The organism is Paenarthrobacter sp. R1 (genome assembly GCF_030264015.1).
Classification (GTDB): Bacteria; Actinomycetota; Actinomycetes; order Actinomycetales; family Micrococcaceae; genus Arthrobacter; species Arthrobacter ureafaciens.
On sequence record NZ_CP127115.1, the window covers coordinates 1,827,024 to 1,848,601 of the forward strand.

At 63.0% G+C, this 21,578-nt stretch carries 19 protein-coding genes and 1 pseudogene; 12 read left to right on the forward strand and 8 right to left on the reverse strand.

What is annotated here, in order from left to right:
- Nucleotides 1-11: 11 nt before the first annotated feature.
- Nucleotides 12-620 (reverse strand): TetR/AcrR family transcriptional regulator, encoded by a 609-nt coding sequence (locus QN084_RS08830; RefSeq protein ID WP_021473918.1) that lies wholly within the window; start codon nt 618-620, stop codon nt 12-14.
- 204 nt (nt 621-824) lie between these two features.
- Between QN084_RS08830 and QN084_RS08835 the strand changes: the two genes are divergently transcribed.
- The 4 genes from QN084_RS08835 to QN084_RS08850 all read left to right on the forward strand — a co-directional run bounded on the left by QN084_RS08835 (nt 825) and on the right by QN084_RS08850 (nt 5,862).
- Entirely contained in the window at nt 825-1,952 is a 1,128-nt protein-coding gene (locus QN084_RS08835; protein WP_031217011.1) for an FG-GAP repeat domain-containing protein, read from the forward strand.
- Between the two features lie 51 nt (nt 1,953-2,003).
- Nucleotides 2,004-3,146 (forward strand): FG-GAP repeat domain-containing protein, encoded by a 1,143-nt coding sequence (locus QN084_RS08840; protein WP_069696235.1) that lies wholly within the window; start codon nt 2,004-2,006, stop codon nt 3,144-3,146.
- Nucleotides 3,147-3,290: 144 nt separating this feature from the next.
- Entirely contained in the window at nt 3,291-4,574 is a 1,284-nt protein-coding gene (locus tag QN084_RS08845; RefSeq protein WP_069696234.1) for an FG-GAP repeat domain-containing protein, read from the forward strand.
- A 58-nt stretch (nt 4,575-4,632) separates the two neighbouring features.
- The gene (locus QN084_RS08850; RefSeq protein WP_256869678.1) at nt 4,633-5,862 is read left to right on the forward strand and encodes an FG-GAP-like repeat-containing protein; all 1,230 of its coding nucleotides are present in this window, start codon (nt 4,633-4,635) and stop codon (nt 5,860-5,862) included.
- On the opposite strand, the gene QN084_RS08855 is transcribed toward QN084_RS08850, so the two are convergent.
- On the reverse strand, nt 5,859-7,163 hold the full coding sequence (locus QN084_RS08855; protein ID WP_021473912.1) for an MFS transporter: 1,305 nt from the start codon (nt 7,161-7,163) through the stop codon (nt 5,859-5,861). The two genes, QN084_RS08850 and QN084_RS08855, sit on opposite strands and share 4 nt — an antisense overlap.
- Before the next feature lie 155 nt (nt 7,164-7,318).
- Here QN084_RS08855 and rraA point away from each other — a divergent pair, with 155 nt between their 5' ends.
- The 3 genes from rraA (at nt 7,319) to QN084_RS08870 (ending at nt 11,301) form a co-directional block, all read left to right on the forward strand.
- A complete protein-coding gene (rraA, locus tag QN084_RS08860; RefSeq protein WP_021473911.1) occupies nt 7,319-7,792 on the forward strand; it encodes a ribonuclease E activity regulator RraA in 474 nt (157 codons plus the stop codon).
- Between the two features lie 113 nt (nt 7,793-7,905).
- Complete coding sequence (locus tag QN084_RS08865) at nt 7,906-9,558, forward strand: MDR family MFS transporter (protein ID WP_021473910.1); 1,653 nt, start codon at nt 7,906-7,908, stop codon at nt 9,556-9,558.
- A gap of 276 nt (nt 9,559-9,834) precedes the next feature.
- Nucleotides 9,835-11,301, forward strand: a complete 1,467-nt coding sequence (locus tag QN084_RS08870; protein ID WP_031217005.1) for a sugar porter family MFS transporter — start codon at nt 9,835-9,837, stop codon at nt 11,299-11,301.
- 44 nt (nt 11,302-11,345) lie between these two features.
- Here QN084_RS08870 and QN084_RS08875 read toward each other — a convergent pair whose 3' ends face one another.
- The 3 genes and pseudogenes from QN084_RS08875 to QN084_RS08885 form a co-directional block, all read right to left on the reverse strand.
- Nucleotides 11,346-12,587, reverse strand: a complete 1,242-nt coding sequence (locus tag QN084_RS08875; protein ID WP_021473908.1) for an MFS transporter — start codon at nt 12,585-12,587, stop codon at nt 11,346-11,348.
- A 19-nt stretch (nt 12,588-12,606) separates the two neighbouring features.
- Complete coding sequence (locus tag QN084_RS08880) at nt 12,607-13,050, reverse strand: MarR family winged helix-turn-helix transcriptional regulator (RefSeq protein ID WP_021473907.1); 444 nt, start codon at nt 13,048-13,050, stop codon at nt 12,607-12,609.
- 123 nt (nt 13,051-13,173) lie between these two features.
- Nucleotides 13,174-13,654 (reverse strand): annotated as a pseudogene (locus QN084_RS08885) (GNAT family N-acetyltransferase).
- 135 nt (nt 13,655-13,789) lie between these two features.
- Here QN084_RS08885 and QN084_RS08890 point away from each other — a divergent pair.
- From QN084_RS08890 to cycA, 5 genes are all read left to right on the forward strand, one after another.
- Nucleotides 13,790-14,119, forward strand: a complete 330-nt coding sequence (locus QN084_RS08890; RefSeq protein ID WP_069696233.1) for a PadR family transcriptional regulator — start codon at nt 13,790-13,792, stop codon at nt 14,117-14,119.
- Between the two features lies 1 nt (nt 14,120).
- Nucleotides 14,121-14,486: a DUF1048 domain-containing protein gene (locus QN084_RS08895; RefSeq protein ID WP_021473905.1), complete on the forward strand. Its 366-nt coding sequence runs from the start codon at nt 14,121-14,123 to the stop codon at nt 14,484-14,486.
- 3 nt (nt 14,487-14,489) lie between these two features.
- On the forward strand, nt 14,490-15,275 hold the full coding sequence (locus tag QN084_RS08900; RefSeq protein ID WP_069696232.1) for an ABC transporter ATP-binding protein: 786 nt from the start codon (nt 14,490-14,492) through the stop codon (nt 15,273-15,275).
- Nucleotides 15,272-16,033, forward strand: a complete 762-nt coding sequence (locus QN084_RS08905; RefSeq protein ID WP_069696231.1) for an ABC transporter permease — start codon at nt 15,272-15,274, stop codon at nt 16,031-16,033. The genes QN084_RS08900 and QN084_RS08905 overlap by 4 nt, the downstream gene beginning before the upstream one ends.
- A 170-nt stretch (nt 16,034-16,203) precedes the next feature.
- The gene (gene cycA / locus QN084_RS08910; RefSeq protein WP_021473902.1) at nt 16,204-17,664 is read left to right on the forward strand and encodes a D-serine/D-alanine/glycine transporter; all 1,461 of its coding nucleotides are present in this window, start codon (nt 16,204-16,206) and stop codon (nt 17,662-17,664) included.
- A 175-nt stretch (nt 17,665-17,839) separates the two neighbouring features.
- On the opposite strand, the gene QN084_RS08915 is transcribed toward cycA, so the two are convergent.
- The 3 genes from QN084_RS08915 to QN084_RS08925 form a co-directional block, all read right to left on the reverse strand.
- Entirely contained in the window at nt 17,840-18,178 is a 339-nt protein-coding gene (locus tag QN084_RS08915; RefSeq protein WP_021473034.1) for a DUF8129 domain-containing protein, read from the reverse strand.
- Nucleotides 18,179-18,316: 138 nt separating this feature from the next.
- Nucleotides 18,317-19,462: a mannitol-1-phosphate 5-dehydrogenase gene (locus QN084_RS08920; protein WP_069696230.1), complete on the reverse strand. Its 1,146-nt coding sequence runs from the start codon at nt 19,460-19,462 to the stop codon at nt 18,317-18,319.
- Complete coding sequence (locus tag QN084_RS08925) at nt 19,462-21,531, reverse strand: PTS mannitol transporter subunit IICBA (protein ID WP_021473032.1); 2,070 nt, start codon at nt 21,529-21,531, stop codon at nt 19,462-19,464. Before QN084_RS08925 ends, QN084_RS08920 begins: the two co-directional genes overlap by 1 nt.
- Between the last annotated feature and the right edge of the window lie 47 nt (nt 21,532-21,578).

Below are 21,578 nucleotides of genomic sequence, written 5' to 3' on the forward strand. Positions count from 1 at the left end.
CCTAGGCATGCTCACTCACCGGCTACGAGGCTGCAGGCCTTCTTGAGGTCCTTCTCCGCTTCGAACAACGACAACCGCCGGCACCGCACGGCCTGGACCAGACCACTCACCAGATGCAACAGGATGCGCGCCTTCACGGGGTCCTTGCCCGGGTCCTTGCTCAGTGAGTTCACCACTTCTTCGGACAGGGCATCAATCTCCCGCAGCAGCTGGGCTGTGTCGCTGTCCTTTCCTGCGGGGCGGATCAGGCAGTGTTCCACACCCGGCTGCATGACCCGCAGATGGAAAATCTCCATCATCAGGCCCGCAAGGGCGTGGCTGTTCCCCTGCCGCTGCCGGACGCCGTCGCGCAATTCCCGCAACTGCTGCCGGTACACCGCCAACATAAGGTGCGCGGTGGAAGGGAAGTAACGGTAGAGAGTGCCCAGGGGCACGTCTGCACGGGCAGCAACGTCGGAAAGGCTCAGGGTGTCGAACTGGCGCTGGGCGAAGCCCGCCGCCGTCCTGAGGATGCGGGCGTAACGCAACAACTGCCGCGGGGTAGTGGGCGCGGCAGCCATGCGGGGAAGCCCTGTGGTCAGGTCCAGGGAGTACGGTTCCAGTGAATTTGCTGCAGACATCTCCGACGATTTCCTGGGAAGCTGGCAAGGACGCGGCGGACTGGAGCGAGGGGCCCCTGCTGACCGACCGCATCAATGATACGGGAGCTTCTTGACCGTTTCCTGAAAGTCCCTCGAGCACCGGCACAGCATGCCGTTCCCGGTATTCGCGGCGCGGCACCCTAAACTTCTGGGAGGTTTCAGTCTCGCGCGGAAGGCACACACATGGGGAAATTACGACGCCGGATGGCGGCTGCGGTAGTGACCGCAGCTGCGGCGGCCATGGCACTTACTCCCCTGCCGGCGTCGGCGGCGCCCAGCAATGGACCGGACCCGGTGGTACAAGGTGAACCTTTTGTGGGGAAGACGCTGACCACCGAGATCGGCCCCTACACCTTCTATGGATGCGGGGGCGGCAAGGGACCGGACTTCACCATCTACTGGACCCGCGACGGATTCCTGGTAGCCGGCGAAACCGGCCGAAACTATGTGCTGCAGCAGGACGACACCGGCGGGCGGATGGCCGCGCACCTTACCGCAAGCAAAAACTCATGCTCCGGCGAAACCCTGCACAGCAACGAAACAGCACCCGTGGGAGCCGTGAACCGGGCCAGGGGATTCACCGGCCGGGCCTTCGAACTTCTGGCGCGGGGCAGCGACGGCACGTTGTCACTCTACGGTCGCACAGGCAAAGCGTGGGACCCTGCACGGACCGTCGGCTGGGGTTGGCAGGGCTTCAACGCCGTCCTCTCCCCCGGCGACTTCAACGGCGACGGCAAGTCGGACGTCCTTGCGCGGGACACCGCAGGAACCCTCTACCTTTACGCCGGCGACGGCACGGGAGGGTGGAAACCCGCCCAAACCATCGGCAAGGGCTGGAACATCTTCGACTCCATCGTCAGCCCCGGGGACTTCAACGGGGACGGCACCAATGACATCCTCGCCCGCGAACCCGGTGGCGCCCTTTATCTCTACCCGGGCAACGGCTCCGGGGGCTGGTTGGCGCGGACCGCCGTCGGGCAGGGCTGGCAGGTGATGGACGCCCTCCTCACACCCGGCGATTTCAACGGCGACGGCAAAACCGATGTCCTGGCGCGCGACCGCAACGGCTACCTCTACTTCTACGGCGGCAACGGCGCAGGCGGTTGGGCGCGGTCCTGGCTGATCGGCGTCGGATGGAGCGCCCTGAAGTCGGTGGGTGCCGCCGGAGATTTCGACAGGGACGGCTCCCCGGACGTCTACGGCGTGGATCCGCAAGGACGCCTGGTGGTCTATTACAGCGACGGCCGGACCGGGTGGCGGGGTTCGGAAGTCGTCGGCAGCGGCTGGGGTGGTTTCACAGCGATCTTCTAGGTGATTCCCAGCAGCGGTATCATATAAGGGCATAAGTCTGGGGAGGACACCATGAGCGCTTCATCACGCCCTACGTTCGGCGTGCGCCGGGCGGTGGCGGGAATTGCGGCCGCAATCGTCGCCGCAGTCACTTTCGCACCGGCGCCTGCCATGGCCGCCGCGGAACCCGACCAGCCGGTGGTCCACGGAGCGCCGTTCGTCGGATCAACACTCACTGTGGAGATCGAACAGGGCTCGTACATGGGCTGCGGCCTCGCGGCCGGTCCCGACTACAGCATCTACTGGACCCGCGACGGTGTCATCTCCTCCAGGCAGTGGCCAAACTACGTCCTCACTGAAGAGGACCAGGGCAAAACCATTGCGGCACACCTTGTAGCCAGCCAGAACGGGTGCGGGGGCCAGCAGGTGTCCAGCGAGGAGACCCCGCCTGTTTCAGCGTCCAACCGGGCCAACGGCTTCACAGGCCGCGGCGCCTTCGAGCTGCTCGCACGCCGCACCGACGGAACGCTCATGCTCTATCCCCGGATCAACAACGCCTGGGAACCGGCGCGCATTATTGGCCCCGGCTGGAACGGCTTCGACACAGTGTTCTCGCCCGGCGACTTCAGCGGTAACGGCGCCAACGACGTCCTCGCCAAGGACTCGGCAGGCCGGCTGTTCCTCTACGAAGGCACAGGTAGCGGCGGCTTCGTAGCCGGTCGCCAAATCGGCAGCGGCTGGAACGGCTTCACGTCGATCGTCTCTCCCGGCGATTTCAACGGCGACGGCGTTAACGACGTCCTCGCCAGGGATACCACCGGAAACCTGTACCTCTACCCAGGCAACGGGCAGGGCGGTTGGCTTAACCGCTCCTTGGTGGGCACCGGGTGGAACATCCTCAACCAGATCATCACCCCCGGCGACTTCAACGGTGACCACGACGTCGACATCCTGGCCCGCGATACTTCCGGCAACCTGCGTCTCTACGCCGGCAACGGCGCCGGAGGTTGGCGCGGCTCAGCAACCATCGGCTGGGGCTGGGGCGGCATGTCCGCCATCGCCGCAGCAGGAGACATCGACGCCAACGGCAATGTGGACGTGTTCGCAGTGGACGGTTCCGGCCAGTTGTTGGCTTACTACGGCAACGGCGACGGCGGGTGGAACGGCTCGGGCGTCATCGGCTGGGGTTGGGGCGCTTTCAACCCGGTGTTCTAAACCGATTTCGGTTGGTTTTGGGGTTTGACTTGCTTTAAGCCTGGAAATGTTCCCAGGAAATTCCCAGACGCCGGCTATCCCGATGTACCCTCAAGTCACTTACACCGGCTCGGTTATCTGCAACCAGCCTGACTTGGGGGAACAATGGGGATCACTCCTGCGCGCCGTGCGCGCACCTGGCTCGCTGTATTCGTCACGTTTTTTCTTCTTATCAGCGGCTTGGGCTCGGCACCTGCAGCGCTGGCCGACGACGCGTTCGCTCCCGTCCCGGTAGCAGTATCCACCACCCCAACGTCCATCGGTGCCGGCGGCCATGCCCAGTCACGGATCACCCTCAAGGCCTCAGCACCGATCGCAGACGTTTACGTCGCCTTCCGGAACACAGCGACGGGCACGGTCCACCGCGAGGTGACCCGGGGTTCCTACAACCCAACGGACTCCACGTACACGTTCGAGGTCTTCTTCGCGCCGGGAGCCGCGCCGGGCAGCTACCGTGCCCAGTACGTGGAAATTCAGACCGAGGCCGGCCACGTCATCGTGTACTGGCGTGACGGATCCCTGAACTACAACCCGGACAACCTTCCGAGCTCCGGAACAGCGGCCGTTCCGTTGGATGCCCTGGACTTCAACTACTCCTCCACAGTCAGCCTCGATCGTCCCCACACCAGCGGGTTCTACCGTGACAACTACTGGGACCCTTTCACATTGAGCCTGCTGATCCGTGATTCCTGGGGCCGGCTCGGGCTGTTCCCCACCGGAGGAAACGGTACCTGGAAGCAGGCCTACGAGGTCGGGTCCGGCTGGAACATCTTCAACACGATGATCGCGGCGGGCGACTTCAACAATGACGGCGAGAACGACGTCATTGCCCGCGATGCTGCCGGCTCCCTCTTCCTGTACCCAGGCACGTGGTACGGAGGCTGGAACCCCCGCCAACAAATCGGTTGGGGCTGGGGAATCTTCAATTCGATCTTCGCCGCAGGGGACTTCAACGGCGACGGCAACAACGACCTCCTGGCCCGCAAGACAAACGGCGAACTGGTCCTCTATCCGGGCAATGGCTACGGCGGCTTCCTGGCTGCGTCGACCGTGGGTTGGGGATGGAACGGCATGACCGCGATCTTCTCCCCCGGCGACTTCGACGGAGACCGCAAACCCGACGTCCTGGCCAGGAACTCCGCAGGAAACCTCGTCTTCTACGGCGGCAACGGTTCAGGCGGATGGACCACAAGCCGGGTCATAGGGCAGGGCTGGAACGCCATCACCAAGCTGGGCGGCGTGGGCGACTTCGATGGCGACGGCGTGAACGACGTCTGGGGCATCGACACCGCCGGGCAAATGCGCATGTACTACGGCAACAACGCGGGCGGCTGGAAGGGTTCCGGCGTCGTGGGTTGGGGCTGGGACGAATTCACGGCTGTTTTCTAGGCGCATGCCTCCCATTCGCTCCACTGAACATCCCACACCTTAGTCCCTGAGGAAAAACTTGAAATCTTTCATTTTCGCGGGCCTACGGCGACGCCGGCTCTCGATGCTCGTTGCCGCCTCCGCCCTTGCCTGCAGTCTCCTGGTTTCCGGCGTGCCTGCCCAGGCTGCCGTGCCTTCCGCGGCCGTACCTACCCGTTACGTCTATGTCTCCACCGCACCGAGACTCGTAGGGGATCCAACGGTAGGCGGGCTCCTGAAAGTCGATATCAAGGCGACGTTCGCCTACGTGTCGCCGGCAGGCGGAACACCCGCCATTTCCTACTTCTGGACCCGGGACGGCGTGGTCATCCCGGGGGCCAACGGCATCACGTACCGGGCTACGGCCGCCGACTTGGGACGAGTGGTCGCCGCCAACCTGACAGTGACTTACGACGCCGAGTCGTCCTTAACTGTTCAAGCCTCCCATCCGCTCCGGGTCGCGGCAGCGCCACGGGCCAGGGGATTCAACGGCGATGGCACACTGGACATATTTGCGCGCGATTCCTTCGGCCGTTTGTTGCTGTACCCCACCGACGGACACGGCAACTGGCAGGCACCCCAAGTCATCGGCTGGGGTTGGAACAGCTTTAACCTTCTGGTCTCACCCGGCGACTTTGACGGTGACGGAACCGTGGACGTTTTAGCGAGGGATGGGCAGGGGCGTCTCTTCCTCTATCAGGGCAACGGATCCGGCGGCTGGAAGAAGGCACTGCAGGTGGGCCAGGGCTGGCAAGGTTTCAAGGAAATTAGCGCCGCCGGCGACTTCAACGGCGACGGAAGCAATGACATCCTCGCGGTGGACTCTGCAGGCAGTCTCTTCCTGTACCCGGGCAATGGCCACGGGGGCTGGCTCCCGCCCCGCTGGATAGGTCAAGGGTGGCAAGACATGGACTCCGTGGGAGCCGGCCACTTCTTCGACTATTCGAGCGTGGTGACTTTGTCGAGGACGTTCTGGGGAGACCTGCAAGCCCGGACGTCGAACCGCAACGGATACTTCGAAGAGTATGGTCTGCCTGGAAGTTACGCGGGCACAATCGGCCGTGGGTGGGATTCGGTGGTGCGATTCGGAATGGCCGGAGACTTCAACGGCGACGGGGATTCGGACATTTACGGAATCGACCGCAGCGGAAGGCTCACGATGTACTTCGGCGACACATCCGACTTCAGCCACTGGGGTATTGCCGGCTTCCGCTGGAAGGGTTCCGCCGTGGTCGGTTGGGGATGGGGTGGCTTCACGGCTGTTTTCTAGGCCACGCTCTTGATTTTCACCACAAAGACGGCCCCCAAGAGCCCGATCACTGCTGCGGCCACGTACAGCGAGACGTAGCCGCCAAGGTTCTTGACGAAAAGATAGGCGATTGCCGGCGCCAGTACCTGCGGCAGTGAGTTGGCAATATTGACGACGCCAAGGTCCTTTCCGCGGTCGAGGGCTGCGGGGAGGACCTGGGTGATCAGCGCGAAGTCGACTGCCAGGTAGGCTCCAAAGCCGATCCCCAGCACCAAGGCACCGGAAATCGCCCCGACCCACGTAGGTGCGAAAGCGAGGATCAGCGAGGCCATTGCGATGATGACGGATGAAGCAATTACCAAGGGCTTCCGCTTGCCCATCCTGTCACTGAGTCTTCCACCCACAACACTGGTAATGATCACGGTGACCGCGTACAGGCCGGTCACCACAAGAACACCGACTTCGGGTTTGATGTCTTCGGTCTCCTCCAGGCGTACCGCGTCCCCCAGGAAAAAGAGCAAGTAGATCGTCACCATGTGATTGCCTGTGCTCACAAGGAACCTTGTCAGCCAAGCCCAGGCGAAGTCCGGGTAGCGTTTGGGCGAGACCCAGAAGCCCCGAAGGAATCCAAGCAGCCTGAACGCGGGACGCTCTCCGGCAGGCAGGGGCTGATCGTCGCTCTTGAAGAGATAAAGCACTATGCTGGCCAGCAGCGCTGCCGCGCACACCCAGTATCCTGCGGCGAAGTTGCCGGCAACGACGGCGGCAATCACCGCGCCAACCAGAATGCCGACCGTCTGGCCCATAGCGGCCAAACCGCCCACTGTTCCCCGTTGTGGAACGGGAACCCTGTCCGGGACAGCGGCGAAAATCGCGGCGTACATGGCGTTCGCCCCGGCCTGCACAAGGCACCACAGCAAGGTCATGACGGCAACATTGGGGGCACCGGCCAGTGCGACCAAAGCCGCAGCGGCAAGGATCGCCCCCATCAGGACCCAGGGAACACGTCGGCCGTAGCGGGAGGTTGTCCGGTCACTGAAAGCGCCGAAGAGCGGGTTGGCAACCAAGGAAACCGCGGCACCGCACCCGGTCACCAAAGCCAGGATTGCTTCCTTCTCCGCAGCGTTGAAATGCTCCGCCTGTTGCCCCAGCAGAACCTGGAGAGGACCGAAGAAAGCGGCGTTGATGCCAAGGTTGACCAGCACCACCCCGGTGACCCACAATCCCCGGACGCGTTCCACGGGCTCGGCGAGTGCCGTCGTCGTTCTTGGCGCTCCGATCAAAGGGTCGGGGACCGGCCCCGGAAGGTCGGACAAACTCATGGCAGGTTCCCCCCTGTTTAAAATGTTTGGCTTCAGCCTAGCGCGGGCGGAGGGCGCCAAACCCTTCGCGCCGGTTATATCCACATAGATCCGGTCAACCGTGCCGCCCGTGCGATTCCAGCGTTAGTGTGGCATCACACCCGGAAGGAGAAACCTTGAGCGAGCATCTGAACACGGCCGATCTCTACGACGAGCGCGGCGAGGAACTGGAATCCATCTCTGTACAGTTTCAAAACTTCGGCGGTGAATCGCACTTCAGCGGACCGGCCCGGACTATCCGGTGCTTTGAGGACAATGCACTCGTCAAGACCGTGCTTGCTACTCCCGGTGAAGGCGCCGTCCTGGTTGTCGACGGCCAAGGTTCATTGCGTACCGCCCTCATGGGAGACCTGATTGCGGCGAGCGCCGTGGCCAACGGATGGGCCGGCGTCATCATCAACGGGGCAGTCAGGGACCGTGAAGCGCTGGCAACTTTGTCCCTTGGCATCAAGGCCTTGGGGAGCAACCCCAAAAAGAGCGCCAAGACCGGCGTAGGAGAAGTCGACGTTGAGATCGTCATCGACCATGTCCGGATCCAGCCCGGCGTCATGGTGTACAGCGATCCCGACGGCATCCTGGTGGAGCGCTAAGGATTCACGGTTCCGTCCGGCAATTCTTTCGGGAATCAAACAGGGATTAGGATAGTTACTGAAAGCAACTATCTGTCGCTTCCCGATTTCCTTCTGCTTCCTTGGAGAACCACATGTCCAAATCCGCCTCAGCCAGGGCCGCCGGCGAGGTGCTGACCCACCGTCAGACCCTCACCGTCATGGTGGGACTCATGCTCGGCCTGTTCCTGTCCTCGCTGGATCAGACCATTGTGTCGACGTCCATCTACACCATCGCCAACGATCTTGATGGACTGTCCCTCCAAGCGTGGGCAACTACCGCCTACCTCATCACATCCACCGTCAGCACTCCCCTGTACGGCAAACTCAGCGACATCTTTGGCCGACGCCCGCTGTATCTGGTTGCCATTGCGATCTTCCTGGCAGGGTCGCTGTATGCGGGTTCGGTCCATTCCATGACTGAGCTCGCAATGGCCCGGGGCGTGCAAGGCCTTGGAGCAGGCGGCCTCATGGCCCTGGCTCTCACGATCATCGGAGACATCGTTGCTCTGAAGGACCGGGCCAAGTACCAGGGCTACTTCATGTCCGTATTCGGCATTTCCTCGGTCCTGGGGCCGGTGATCGGCGGCGCCCTGGCCGGTGCAAGCAACATCCTCGGTTTTGACGGTTGGCGCTGGGTTTTTTTCATCAACCTCCCCATCGGCCTTGCCGCGCTGGTTGTGGTCTACATGTTCCTGCACCTGCCGGCCCGGCATGTGAAGCAGAAGATCGACTACTGGGGTGCTGCCACCATCACCCTGGGAATCGTGCCGTTGCTTCTGGTCGCCGAGCAAGGCCGCACCTGGGGTTGGGCCTCGGGCGCCTCCTGGCTCTGCTACGGACTCGGCGTGGTGGGCATCGGAGCCTTCCTGTTCGTCGAAAAGAAGGCCGGCGACTACGCACTCATCCCGCTCCGACTGTTCAGCAACGCCACCTTCGGGCTCTCCTCGCTGCTGAACTTCATCATTGGCATCGGAATGTTCGGTGCCATCGCGATGCTCCCCATGTACCTGCAGCTGGTCAAGGGCCTCACCCCCACCGAAGCCGGTCTCATGATGATCACTTTCACCGTCGGCATCCTGTTCGGGTCCATCAGTGCCGGCCGTACCATCTCGTCCTCCGGCGTCTACCGGGTCTTCCCCATCATGGGGACGGCCATCCTGGCAGGCGCCGCCCTGGCCATGGGCCTGGTCCTGGGCGTCGACACCGGACTCTGGGTACCGGGCCTGATCGCCGTGTTCTTCGGCGTCGGTCTGGGCTTTTGCATGCAGCCCCTGACACTCGCCATGCAGGTCTCCGTGCCACCAAAGGACATGGGCGTGGGAACCTCCACCGCAGCATTCTTCCGCTCCATGGGCGGAGCCGTCGGCACTGCCGTCTTCATCTCCCTGCTCTTCAGCCTGGCCGCCGACAAGATCGCCGATGGCATGAAGACCGCGGTCTCCAACCCCGATTACCAAGCCGTGATGAATGACCCTGCCGTTGCCGGCGACCCCGCCAACGCCAAGCTGTTCGAATTCTTCAAGAACGGCGCAAGCAACGACTCCCTCAATGACACCAGTTGGGTCCACGCCGCCAACAGCACCCTCACCAGGCCCATCACTGAGGGGTTCGCGCAAGCAATTGACGTGGTCATGCTGACGGCGGCGGGCCTGATGGTCATCGCGTTCCTGATCAGCTTCGCCCTGCCCAACAAGAAGCTCACCGACCCCAAGTCGGCCGCCAAGGAAGCAGCCCCGGCCCACTAGGCCTACTTCTTTGATTCATGGGCCCGACCACTCCTTGTGTTCATTTCATTGACGCAAGTAGGGTCAAAAGCCCACTTCAGAGGGGGAATTAACGCCTGAAGACCCAAAAAGGATGACATGTATTCACTTAGTGAATGCATGTCATCCTTTCCTTGTGACTGGAACTTGCCCGATATGACGTGCCACACTGTGTAGCGCGTGTGCACCGGCGTCCCCGTCGGTCAAGCCGATGACGACTGCACCGTGAATCCCAACCACAAGTCCCAAGGGAGAACCATGTCCAACTCCAGCGCTGAAGGCACCCCACCAGTCTCCCGAAAGGTGGTCGGCCTGGCGGTCGCGGGAGCTGTCGGCGGATTCCTGTTCGGCTTCGACTCGTCCGTTGTGAACGGGGCCGTCGATGCCATGAAGGATGAGTTCGTTCTGAGCGAGGCCGTGACCGGTTTTGCGGTTGCCATCGCCCTGCTTGGATGCGCCTTGGGTGCTTATTTGGCCGGCAAAGTCGCCGACCGCTATGGCCGTATCCCGGCCATGAAGATCGGCGCCATCCTCTTCCTGGTGAGCTCACTTGGAACGGGCCTGGCGTTCAGCGTCTGGGACCTTATCTTCTGGCGCCTCGTGGGCGGCCTTGGCATCGGCCTGGCATCGGTGATCGCTCCCGCCTACATTTCGGAGATTTCGCCCCGCCACGTACGTGGCCGTCTGGCCTCACTCCAACAGCTGGCCATCACCACCGGTATTTTCGCCGCGCTCCTGTCCGACGCACTGCTGGCCAACTCCGCGGGCAGCGCCGCCAACGACTTCTGGCTGGGCATCGAGGCTTGGCGCTGGATGTTCATTGCCTGCGCTCTGCCGGCCGCCGTCTATGGCCTGATCGCCTACCGCTTGCCGGAGTCCCCGCGATTCCTTGTGCTCAACGGCAAGGACAAGGAAGCCCGCAAGGTCTTCGACGCCATCATGCCCGGCGAAGACATCGAACGCCACATCCGCGAGATCCGCGAGGGAATCCAGGAAGACGAACTCTCCAGCAAGAAGGGCTCCCTGCGCGGCAAGGCATTCGGATTGCAGCCCGTGGTTTGGATCGGCATCATCTTGTCCGTGTTGCAGCAGTTCGTGGGCATCAACGTGATCTTCTACTACTCCACCACGCTGTGGAAGGCAGTCGGCTTCCAAGAGAAGGACTCGCTGACCATCTCAGTGGCAACTTCGGTCACCAACATCCTGGTCACCTTGGTGGCCATCGCCTTGGTGGACCGTGTGGGTCGTCGCCCGATCCTGCTGACGGGTTCCATTGGCATGGCCGTGTCCCTTGGGGTCATGGCGGTCGCGTTTTCCTCGGCTACCGGAACCGGCACGGCCATTTCCCTACCGGGCGGCTGGGGTCCGGCTGCGTTGGTGGCGGCTAACGTCTTCGTGATCAGCTTCGGAGCTTCCTGGGGCCCCCTCGTGTGGGTCCTGTTGGGCGAGATCTTCCCTTCACGCATCCGCGCACGCGCCCTTGGGCTGGCCGCGGCAGCGCAGTGGATTGCCAACTTCGCCATCACGCTGAGTTTTCCTGTCATGGCGGCAGCCTCGCTTCCGCTGACGTACGCCATGTACGCAGCGTTCGCTGCGGCGTCGTTCTTCTTTGTCATGTTCAAGGTGCCGGAGACCAACGGCATGTCCCTTGAGCAGGCAGAAACGCTCTTCGTGCCCAAGGGCGTCCCCGTAACACCGCTGCCCACGGCCGACCAGCCCAAGTAGGTCGCAAAAGTGCGCGTTTTGACGGCTCAAAACGCGCACTGCTGCTACTTAGTTGGGTGCTGGACCAGGTGGGGTTCGTGGGCCTTCAGGTATTTGCGCCCGCCGAACGCCACCAGGATGGCGAACACCATGGCCACGGCGCCGGCGAAGAACGGCACCTGGGGACCGAAATGTTCGCCGAGCTGCGCGGCCGCGAACGGCGCCAGTGCGCCGCCCATCCAGCGGACAAAGTTGTACCCGGCGGAGGCAACGGGTCGCGGTGAATCGGAAACACCCATGGCCAGTTCGGTGTAGATCGTATTGTTGACGCCCAGCAGGGCGCCGGCAGCGATGACAAGCACGACGACGGCCGGCGCCGAGTGCCCCGCGGCCAGTCCCAGCCCGATCAGGTCGAGCATGAGGAAGAACAGCGTTCCGGTGAGGACCTTGACCGCACCGAGGCGATTCTGCAGGACCGGGGCCACAAAAACCGAGAACACTGCAACAGCAACGCCCCAGCCGAAGAACACTCCCCCGATGCCGTACGCGTCCATGCCAAGGATGAACGGGGTGAAGGCCAGGATGGTGAAGAAGCCGTAGTTGTAGAACAGCGCACTGGCGGCGGTGGTGCTGAGACCCTTATGACCGAGCGCAAGGAGCGGATCCCGCAGCCGCGCTTTCTTGGCAGGGGCAGGGGTCTTGGGCAGCAAAGCGATCAGGGCGATGAAAGCGGCAGCCATCAAGACCGCGGTGCCAAAGAAGGGGGCACGCCACTGCCAGCCACCCAACAAGGCACCCAGCAGTGGTCCGAGCGAGATGCCCAGGCCCAGGGCTGCCTCGTAGAGGATGATCGCCGTTCCGGTTCCACCGCTGGCAACGCCAACGATCACCGCCAACGCCGTGGCCACGAACAACGCATTACCCAGTCCCCAGCCGGCACGGAAGCCCACCAGCTGCTCCACACTGCCGGAGAGTCCGGACAGGGAAGCGAACGCCACGATCACCGCGAGGCCAATCAGCAGCGTTTTCTTGCCGCCGATCCGCGAGGACACGTAGCCGCTAATGAGCATGGCCACGGCCGTCACCAGGAAGTAGCTGGTGAACAGAAGGGACACTTCGCTGGTGGAGGCGTCCAGGTTTTCGGCGATCGCGGGAAGAATGGGGTCAACAAGGCCGATACCCATGAAGGCGAATACTGCGGCGAGGGCCGTTGCCCACACTGCCTTGGGCTGTTTGAGGAAAGAAACCTTCTCGGCTTCCAAAGTGTTTTCGGCGCTCGTTGAGGCGTCAGCCAACTGGCGTGACATGTGGTGTGCCCCTTTCGGATTAGTTCTGGAAAGCGTTGTTGATCTTTGTGATCACGGGCAGCGCCGCCGTCAGGTGCCCAAGTTCGTCGTCGCTGAGTTCCTGCAACAGCGTGGCTACCAGCTCGTTCCTGCGCTGGTTGGCAGAGTCGACGGCGGTCATGCCGGCCTGGGTGATGGCGACCTGCACGGCCCGGGAGTCATCGGGGTCCGGCTGCCTGCTGACGAGGCCTGCGCGCTCAAGCTTGATGATTTGTTCGGTGGCGCTGGGGACCTTGATTCCAAGGTTCCGGGCGACGTCTCCGACGCGGAGGCCGCCGTCGGAAATCATGGCCAGCAGGCTGAGCTGCGCAGCCGTGAGCTCCCCTTCAGGGTCCAGCCGGCGGAACATGTATACGCCCAGGCGCAGGGTCTCACGGAATTCCTGCGCCAAGTCGAGGAGCGCGGGATCGAAAGCTTTCGTCATATTTAGGTATCCTAATAGTTAGGGTACCTAAGAGTCAAGGGTGCGGGTCCACCCATGGGACAGCGCCCGTCGCAATGGGTGCTCGTTGGGACGTTTAGCGTCCCCTGATTGGGTGAGCGGAGGCTAGAGCGTGAGCTTCATGCCCTCATGGCTTGCCACGGCTTGCCACGAAGCCCAGTCGCTCGTAGAAGCGATGGGCCGACGTCCGCGACTTATCGGTGGTCAATTGAACCAGCGAACAGCCACGCTCCCGCGCCTGCTCAATGGCCCACTCCATCATGAGGGCGCCGACGCCCTGGCCGCGGAGCCCGCCGGAGACCCGCACGGCTTCAATCTGCGAGCGCCAGGAGCCCCGGCGGGACAGGCCCGGGAGGTAGCTGATTTGGAAAGTGGCAGCAACAACCCCCTCCAGCTCGCCGACCACCAGGAGGTGGGCCGGGTCGCCGTCGATCGCGTCAAAAGCCGCCTCATACGGCGCCAGCTCTTCAGGACATTCGCGTGACGAGCCCAACTGGTCGTCCGCAAGCAGGCGCAGGATCGCGGGCAGGTCCGCCTTGGCGGCGCGGCGCAGTATGAAAGGTCCAGGCCCGACGACGGTACTCATCAGGGCGGAGGGGTCGGCAGGGCGGGTACTCACCCCACAAGCTTGCCATGGTTCATAACTCAGTATTGCTAAGTACCGCTACTCAGTCTTACTATGTACTGGTAGCTAGTAACACTGAGTAGCGAGAGGTCTCCCATGGGAAAGCAAATGACGGAGATGCTCAAGGGGACGCTGGAGGGCGTCGTTCTGGCCCTCCTCACCGGACAAGCCGCGTACGGATACGAAATAACCACCAAATTGCGGGCCCGGGGCTTCACCGATATCGCCGAAGGCACCGTGTATGCCCTGCTGGTCCGGATCGAGCAGAAGGGCCTGGTGGACGTCGAGAAGCGTCCGTCGGAAAAAGGTCCGCCCCGCAAGGTGTACACGCTCAACACCAAGGGCGAGAACGAACTCAAGGAATTTTGGAACACGTGGAGCTTCTTGTCCGAACGGCTCGAAGAACTCCGCAAGGGAGGGAACTGACATGACGGCGAAATGGATCGAAACGGTCACCGGATCACTCGAACAAAAGAAGCAGTACAAGCAGGCGAAATCCCGGATGGACGCGCTCCCCGAGCCGTACCGGACCGTCGCCGCTGCATACAACCGGTACCTGATGTACTACGGCGGCGTGACCGAGGGCGGGACCATGGTCCAGATGTTCACGGACCTCGCCGATCTCTGGGAACGTGCAGCGATCGACGGCGCACCCATCGGCGGGATTGTCGGGGAGGACCCCATCGAGTTCGCTGAAACCTTCGCCCAGGCATACGGGGGGAAGCGCTGGATCGACAAGGAACGCGAACGGCTCACCAAGGCCGTGGAAGACGCCAAAAAGAAGGAGGAGTGAGTCATGACCCTTCCAGCTTCGGCCCCGGCAATTGTTGTGGAGGGCGTCCGGAAGTCCTTCAAGGACACCGATGTTCTTCGAGGCGTCGATTTCGACGTTCCACGCGGGAGCATCTTCGCGTTGTTGGGCTCCAATGGAGCAGGGAAGACCACGCTGGTGAGGATCTTGTCCACGCTGCTCGCAGCGGACGGCGGGAAAGCCGCCGTCGAGGGCTTCGACGTCGGCGCCCAGCCTCATAAGGTTCGCGAAGTCATCAGCCTGACCGGACAGTTCGCTGCCGTCGACGAGATCCTCACAGGCAGGGAGAACCTGGTGCTGGTGGCAAGGTTGCGGCATCTGGAGCACCCGCAACAAGCCGCAGACCAGTTGCTTGGGCGGTTCGGACTCACAGACGCGGGGGCGCGGAAGGTCGCAACCTACTCAGGCGGCATGCGCCGTCGGCTGGATATTGCCATGAGCCTGGTCGGCGAACCTCGGGTCATCTTCCTCGATGAGCCCACCACGGGGCTCGATCCCGAGGCCAGGCTGGAAGTGTGGGACATCGTCAGGAACCTCGCCAGCCAAGGCACTACCGTGCTCCTCACCACCCAGTACCTTGACGAGGCGGAGAACCTCGCGGACAGAATCGCCATCCTGCACGGCGTCCGGATCATCGCCAATGGAACGTTGGCGGAACTCAAGCGCCTCCTTCCGCCGGCCACGGTGGAGTATGTCGAAAAGCAACCCAGCCTCGAGGACATCTTCCTTACGCTGGTGGGACATGGCGAATCAGTGAAGGACAGGTCATGAGCACGCATTTTGTGATGGACACCGCGGTACTGACCGGCCGTTCCATGCGGCACATCTTCCGAAGCATGGACACCATCATCACCACCGCGATCACACCGATCGCTTTGATGCTGCTGTTCGTCTACGTTTTTGGGGGCGCCATCCGCACCGGGACTTCCAACTATGTGAACTACCTCCTGCCCGGCATCATGCTGATCGCCATCGCCTCGGGCATTGCCTACACGGCGGTCCGCCTCTTCACCGATTTGCAGGGCGGAATTTTCGAGCGGTTCCGGTCAATGCCGGTGTCACGGTCGTCGGTACTCTGGGCGCACGTCCTGACGTCCCTCGCGGCGAACGGCCTATCCTTGGTGATCATTGTTGGCGTTGCGCTTCTCATGGGGTTCCGGACATCGGCCACCATCCTTGACTGGCTCGCCGTGGCCGGCATCCTGGCACTTTTCACGCTTGCCCTTACCTGGATCGCCATCATCGCCGGGCTCTCCGCAAAGTCGGTGGACGGTGCGGGGGGATTCTCCTACCCGTTGATCTTCCTGCCCTTCATCAGCTCGGCTTTCGTCCCCACGGACACCATGCCGGGACCTGTCCGCTGGTTCGCGGAAAACCAGCCGGTCACGTCGATCGTCAACACCCTCCAGAACCTGTTCGCGCAGAAGCCCGTGGGATCGGACATTTGGGTGGCCCTGGCTTGGTGCCTCGGTATCCTTGCGGTGGCGTACGTCGCGGCTAACGGGATCTACCGGCGGAAAACCGGCTAGAGGCGGGGACGTGGCGCTGCCCAAGCGTCACCTCCGCGCTCGAACAACCGCCACGACATCCGCCAACCGACCGATTGGTCAATTACCCGCACTTCGCTATAGCTTGGTCAAGCAGATTTGTAACGGCCGTCACCTTTGTGCCGGTTCTTCCGAAGGGTTCTTGAACAAACATGTCAGACCAAACAACCACGGGGCAGCGCGCTGCCTCCAGCAGGGACAGCGAACCGCACCTGTCACGCGCGCTCAGCAACCGCCACATTCAGCTCCTCGCTATCGGCGGCGCAATCGGAACCGGCCTGTTCATGGGTTCGGGCAAGACCATCTCCGTAGCCGGCCCTTCCGTCATCTTTGTCTACATGATCATCGGCTTCATGCTCTTCTTCGTGATGCGCGCCATGGGCCAACTCCTGCTGTCCAACCTCAACTACAAGTCCTTCAGCGACTTCGCGGGCGACCTCCTGGGACCCTGGGCGGGCTTCTTCACGGGCTGGACATACTGGTTCTGCTGGGTAGTAACGGGCGTCGCGGACGTCATCGCGATCGCCGGTTACGCCAACGAGCTCTGGCCGGGCATCCAATTGTGGATCCCGGGCCTGGCCACCATCCTCATCCTGCTGCTCCTGAACCTGCCCACTGTCAAAGCTTTCGGCGAGACGGAATTCTGGTTCGCGCTGATCAAGATCGTGGCAATCGTTGCCCTGATCGTTGTTGGCCTCGTGATGATCTTCACCGGCTTCCAGTCGAACGCCGGCACGGCCAGCTTCACCAACCTGTGGAGCCACGGCGGTTTCTTCCCCAAGGAATTCATGGGCTTCGTGGCAGGCTTCCAGATAGCTGTCTTCGCGTTCGTGGGTATCGAACTGGTTGGCACGGCGGCAGCTGAAACCAAGAACCCGGAGCACAACCTCCCCCGCGCCATCAACGCCATTCCGTTGCGCGTCATGCTCTTTTACGTAGGCGCCCTCATCATCCTCATGTCCGTTACCCCGTGGACCGAGTTCAAGGCCGGGCACAGCCCCTTCATCGCGATGTTCTCCTTGGCCGGCCTCGGCATGGCCGCGACCGTGGTGAACCTGGTGGTGCTGACTTCTGCAATGTCCTCGGCCAACTCCGGTATCTACTCAACCTCCCGGATGGTCTTCGGCCTCGCGAACGACGGCGACGCGCCCAAGCTTTTCGGCCACCTCTCCCGCCGCAAAGTACCCCAGAACGCCCTGTTCCTGTCCTGCGTCCTGCTGCTGGCCGGCGTCGTCCTCCTCTACGCCGGCAAGGACGTTGGCGCCGCGTTCGACATGGTGACTACGGTATCCGCGGTCTGCTTCATGTTCGTTTGGTCCATCATCCTGGCCAGCTACCTCGTCTACCGCAAACGCCGCCCCGAGCAGCACGCGGCCTCCCCGTTCAAGATGCCCGGCGGCATCCCCATGGTCTGGGTGGTGTTCGCATTCTTCGCGTTCCTGGTCTGGGCCCTGACGACGCAGCCGGACACGCTCACTGCACTGCTCGTCACGCCGATCTGGTTCGCCGTCCTCGGCATCGCGTACGCCGTCGTCCGCCGGTCACCGCTCCACCAGGCCCGCGTGGCCGAGTGGAAGGCAATGGCTGAGAGGGAAACCGCGGCAGCGCGCTAAGCACTCACGCAATAAAAGCCCGACGTCGGACACCCAGCCGGGGTGCCCGACGTCGGGCTTTGCGCTTTCCCCCTGCTACCGCCGCTCTCCCACATCCCGACGCCTTTTCCGGATTGCTCTCCCACATCCCGACGCGTTTCGGGCGATCCTCCCGCACCATGCAGAGTGATGGTGGTTAGCGGGGCTGGGCCGGATTGGTGGGGTCACCCTGCGACGGCGGGTTAACCGGAGGGCCCGACGTCGCGGGGCTCACCGGCGAGCCTGTGCTCGACTGGCTCACCTCGGGGGTGGTGGGCGCGGTGGTTCCGCTTGGCTCCGTTCCACCCTTGAGCGCGTTGAGCCGGCTTTCGAGAATCTGGATGACCGGGAGGCGGTTGCCGTGGGCGCGCTCGTAGTCGAGAAGGAGTTGGATGCCCTCCTGGTCAAGGCCGGAAATCCGCGACGTCAGGGTGCCGTTGGGGATGTGAGAGAGCGTCCCGCCAAACGCGGCGGGAGGTGATAGAGGAACCGCCAAAAACCCGCGGGAGGTGATAGAGCGTGTGGGCCGAGCGCCTCTTGACCAAGAGAAGAGCCCGACGCCGGCACTGGTGAGTGACGGGTCGGGCTCTTCTGTTGGAGGAACCGGCGGAAACCGGCGGGAGGTGGTAGAGGATCAGCGGGCTTGGCGGTCCTCGACGAGTTTCTGCACGGCGGGGAACAGCGGATGCGACGGCTGAAGTTCCGTGACCCGTTCGACGACGGCGGCCGCGTCCAGTTCGGACAGCAGCTTGGCGAGCTCCACGGCTTCGTCGTCCGAGGGTTCGTCGAATCGAAGAGCTGCCGACATCGCCTCGAGCAACGCCAAGGGTGTCACGCCGCGTTCGGCCAGCTCCGCAGCGGGTCCAACGAACCGTTCGTGCCGTCCGAGCTTCCGCAAGGGTGCACGACCAACCCGGACCACGGTATCCGGCAGGTGGGGGTTGGTGAAGCGGGACAGGATCTTCTGCACATACGCTTCCTGCTCCGCTTCCGCAAAGCCGTGCTTGGCCACCAGGAGTTCCTTGGTTTCCTCCAGCACGGCCCGCACCTTTGCCGCGACGGAAGGATCGGCCATGGCATCGGAAATCTTCTCCAGCCCTGCCTGGTACCCGAAGTATGCAGCCGAGGCGTGCCCCGTGTTCACCGTGAAGAGCTTGCGCTCGATGTAGGGACCCAGCTCGTCCACGAAGGTCGCTCCCGGGATGACCGGTGCGTTGCCGCCGAAGGGAGTCCGGTCGATGACCCACTCATAGAAGGTCTCCACGGTGACGTCCAGGCCCTGGCCCGGCGCCTGGTTGGGGACGATCCGGTCCACTGCGGTGTTGGCGAAGACAGCCACGGCATCCAGGCTGCCTGCGGACTCGTCCCACGCGGAGCGGACCTCCTGCTGCAGGATGTCCGTGGCGTTAATCGCGTTTTCGCAAGCCATCACCTGGAGCGGGGGCATCCCTGCGGGGCGGGCAGCCAGGCCGCGGGCGATCACGGGTGCCACGAACTTGAGGATGTGCGGCCCCACGGCGGTGGTGACCACATCCGCCGTCGAGATTTCCTCCACGACGGCAGCTTCCTCGGTTGCCGAGTTCAGTGCGCGGAAGCCGTCCACGGTCTTGACCGCGGCGTGCTCGCCCACTTCATGCACGTCGTAGCTGTCCGCGCCGGCCAACTGGCTGATGAGCGCGTCCGCGACATCCGCGAACACCACTTCGTAGCCGGCCTCGTGCAGCAAAAGCCCCACGAATCCCCGTCCAATGTTGCCTGCCCCAAAATGGACTGCCTTCACTATGCGTTGACCTTTCCGAACAGCTCCAGGACTTCCTCAACCGTGGTTGCTTCCTCCAAGCGGGCCACCTGGGCCTTGTTGGTGAAGATCTTCGCGATTGAGGACAGGATGTGGAGGTGTTCATTGTTGAGGCCGGCCACACCGACCACGAACTTCACTTGCTTGCCGCCCCAGTCGATGCCTTCGGGGTAGCGGACGATCGAAACAGCCGAGTGCTTGATGTGGTCCTTGGCGTCGTTGGTGCCGTGCGGGATGGCCAGGAAGCTGCCCATGTAGGTGGACACTGATTCCTCGCGTTCGTGCATGGCGTGGACGTAGCTGACATCCACGGCGTCGCGGTCCAGGAGGAGCTGGCCGGCCTCGTCGATGGCAGAGTCACGGTCCTGCGCGGAGCCGTTCAGCTTCACGCTTTCGGCAAGCAGGACGCCCTTACCTTCGACGGCGGTGGCCGGTTCCGCGGCATGCGCACCATGGCTGGTACCCGGAGCAGCGGGAGTGGCAGCTGCGGCAGGCCGGGCACCTGCGGTGGTTTCCGGCGTCGTGCTCTCTGCGACGGCGGCACCGCCTGCCTCTGCGTCGTTGCTGGTCCGCACCAGTTCAACGATCTCGTCATACTTTGGGCTGTTCATGAAGTTGTCCACCGAGTAGTGCACGGCGGATGAGGTCCGCGGCTGTGCCCGTTCGGTGAGGTCCTGGTGCGTGACCACAACGTCGTAAGTGTCGCTCAAGTTGGCGATTGCGGAGTTGGTGACCTTGACGTCCGGGAAGCCGGCTGCCTTGATCTTGTTCCGCAGCACCGAGGCACCCATGGCGCTGGAACCCATGCCGGCGTCGCAAGCGAAGACAATGTTCCGGACGGGACGGGTGAGGACAGTGCCTTCACCGCGGCCGGCGGCGGATTCATCGCCCACCAAGGCGGAGGAAACGGAGCTCTTCTTGCCCTTCATGGCTTCCATGCGGGACGTGGCGGCGCTGAGGTCGTCTTCGCCCTTGTTCTTGGAGGTCCGAAGGATGAGCGATGCGATCAGGAAGGAAACTGCCGTTGCGAGGACCACAGCCAGGATGACGCCCACATAGCTGTCGCGGGAGGTCTGGGCCAGTACGGCAATGATGGAACCCGGAGCTGCGGGAGCAACGAGGCCGGAGTTGGTGATGGCCAGGGTTGCGATGCCGGTCATGCCGCCGCCGATGGCAGCGAGGATCAGGATCGGCTTCATCAGGACGTACGGGAAGTAGATCTCGTGGATACCGCCGAGGAAGTGAATGACGGCAGCACCGGGAGCCGAAGCCTTCGCGGCGCCGCGGCCGAAGAACATGTAAGCCAGCAGGATGCCGAAGCCGGGGCCGGGGTTGGCCTCAAGCAGGAAGAGGATGGACTTGCCCTGGTCCAGGGACTGCTGGATGCCCAAAGGTGTGAGGACACCGTGGTTGATGGCGTTGTTGAGGAAGAGGACCTTGGCCGGCTCGATGAAGATGCTGGTCAGGGGAAGCAGGCCGTTGTTGACGAGGAAGCCCACAACGGCGCCCGCACCTTCAGTGAAGCGCTGGACCACCCAGGACAGACCATAGAAACCGCCGAGGGCCAACGCTGCGCCCCAGATGCCTGCCGAGAAGTTGTTCACCAGCATTTCGAAGCCCGGGCGGATCTTCCCGTCCCACAGGCGGTCGATCTGCTTCATGGTCCAACCGCCCAGCGGGCCCATGATCATGGCACCGATGAACATTGGCGAGTCGGTTCCTGCGATGACACCCATGGTTGCGATGGCACCAACCACACCGCCGCGGACGTCATAGACCATCCGCCCGCCGGTGTAAGCGATCAGGATCGGAAGGAGGTAGGTGACCATCGGGCCGACGATGCCCCCGTTGGGCTCACCCTCGGCGTTGGTGCCGAACCCGCCCAACTCGGCAACGGGGAACCAGCCCTTTTCGATGAACAGGGCCGTGATGAGGCCCCACGCGATGAAGGCTCCGATGTTGGGCATGATCATGCCGGACAGGAAGGTTCCGAATTTTTGGACACCAACGCGAACGCTGGTGCGGGGCTTCGCAACGGTCTCTGTTGCCATGTGAATTCCTAACGTGTTTCCCGCGGCGGCGCGGGGTCAGTCGATAT

Bases quoted from the DNA above. Each gene is read 5' to 3' on its own strand.
- QN084_RS08900 (WP_069696232.1), top strand. From the start codon at position 14,490: ATGACCCTTCCAGCTTCGGCCCCGGCAATTGTTGTGGAGGGCGTCCGG.
- QN084_RS08845 (WP_069696234.1), top strand. From the start codon at position 3,291: ATGGGGATCACTCCTGCGCGCCGTGCGCGCACCTGGCTCGCTGTATTC.
- QN084_RS08890 (WP_069696233.1), top strand. From the start codon at position 13,790: ATGGGAAAGCAAATGACGGAGATGCTCAAGGGGACGCTGGAGGGCGTC.
- QN084_RS08855 (WP_021473912.1), bottom strand. From the start codon at position 7,163: ATGAGTTTGTCCGACCTTCCGGGGCCGGTCCCCGACCCTTTGATCGGA.
- QN084_RS08835 (WP_031217011.1), top strand. From the start codon at position 825: ATGGGGAAATTACGACGCCGGATGGCGGCTGCGGTAGTGACCGCAGCT.
- QN084_RS08865 (WP_021473910.1), top strand. From the start codon at position 7,906: ATGTCCAAATCCGCCTCAGCCAGGGCCGCCGGCGAGGTGCTGACCCAC.
- cycA (WP_021473902.1), top strand. From the start codon at position 16,204: ATGTCAGACCAAACAACCACGGGGCAGCGCGCTGCCTCCAGCAGGGAC.
- QN084_RS08905 (WP_069696231.1), top strand. From the start codon at position 15,272: ATGAGCACGCATTTTGTGATGGACACCGCGGTACTGACCGGCCGTTCC.
- QN084_RS08925 (WP_021473032.1), bottom strand. From the start codon at position 21,531: ATGGCAACAGAGACCGTTGCGAAGCCCCGCACCAGCGTTCGCGTTGGT.
- QN084_RS08870 (WP_031217005.1), top strand. From the start codon at position 9,835: ATGTCCAACTCCAGCGCTGAAGGCACCCCACCAGTCTCCCGAAAGGTG.
- QN084_RS08840 (WP_069696235.1), top strand. From the start codon at position 2,004: ATGAGCGCTTCATCACGCCCTACGTTCGGCGTGCGCCGGGCGGTGGCG.
- QN084_RS08830 (WP_021473918.1), bottom strand. From the start codon at position 620: ATGTCTGCAGCAAATTCACTGGAACCGTACTCCCTGGACCTGACCACA.
- QN084_RS08875 (WP_021473908.1), bottom strand. From the start codon at position 12,587: ATGTCACGCCAGTTGGCTGACGCCTCAACGAGCGCCGAAAACACTTTG.
- QN084_RS08880 (WP_021473907.1), bottom strand. From the start codon at position 13,050: ATGACGAAAGCTTTCGATCCCGCGCTCCTCGACTTGGCGCAGGAATTC.
- QN084_RS08895 (WP_021473905.1), top strand. From the start codon at position 14,121: ATGACGGCGAAATGGATCGAAACGGTCACCGGATCACTCGAACAAAAG.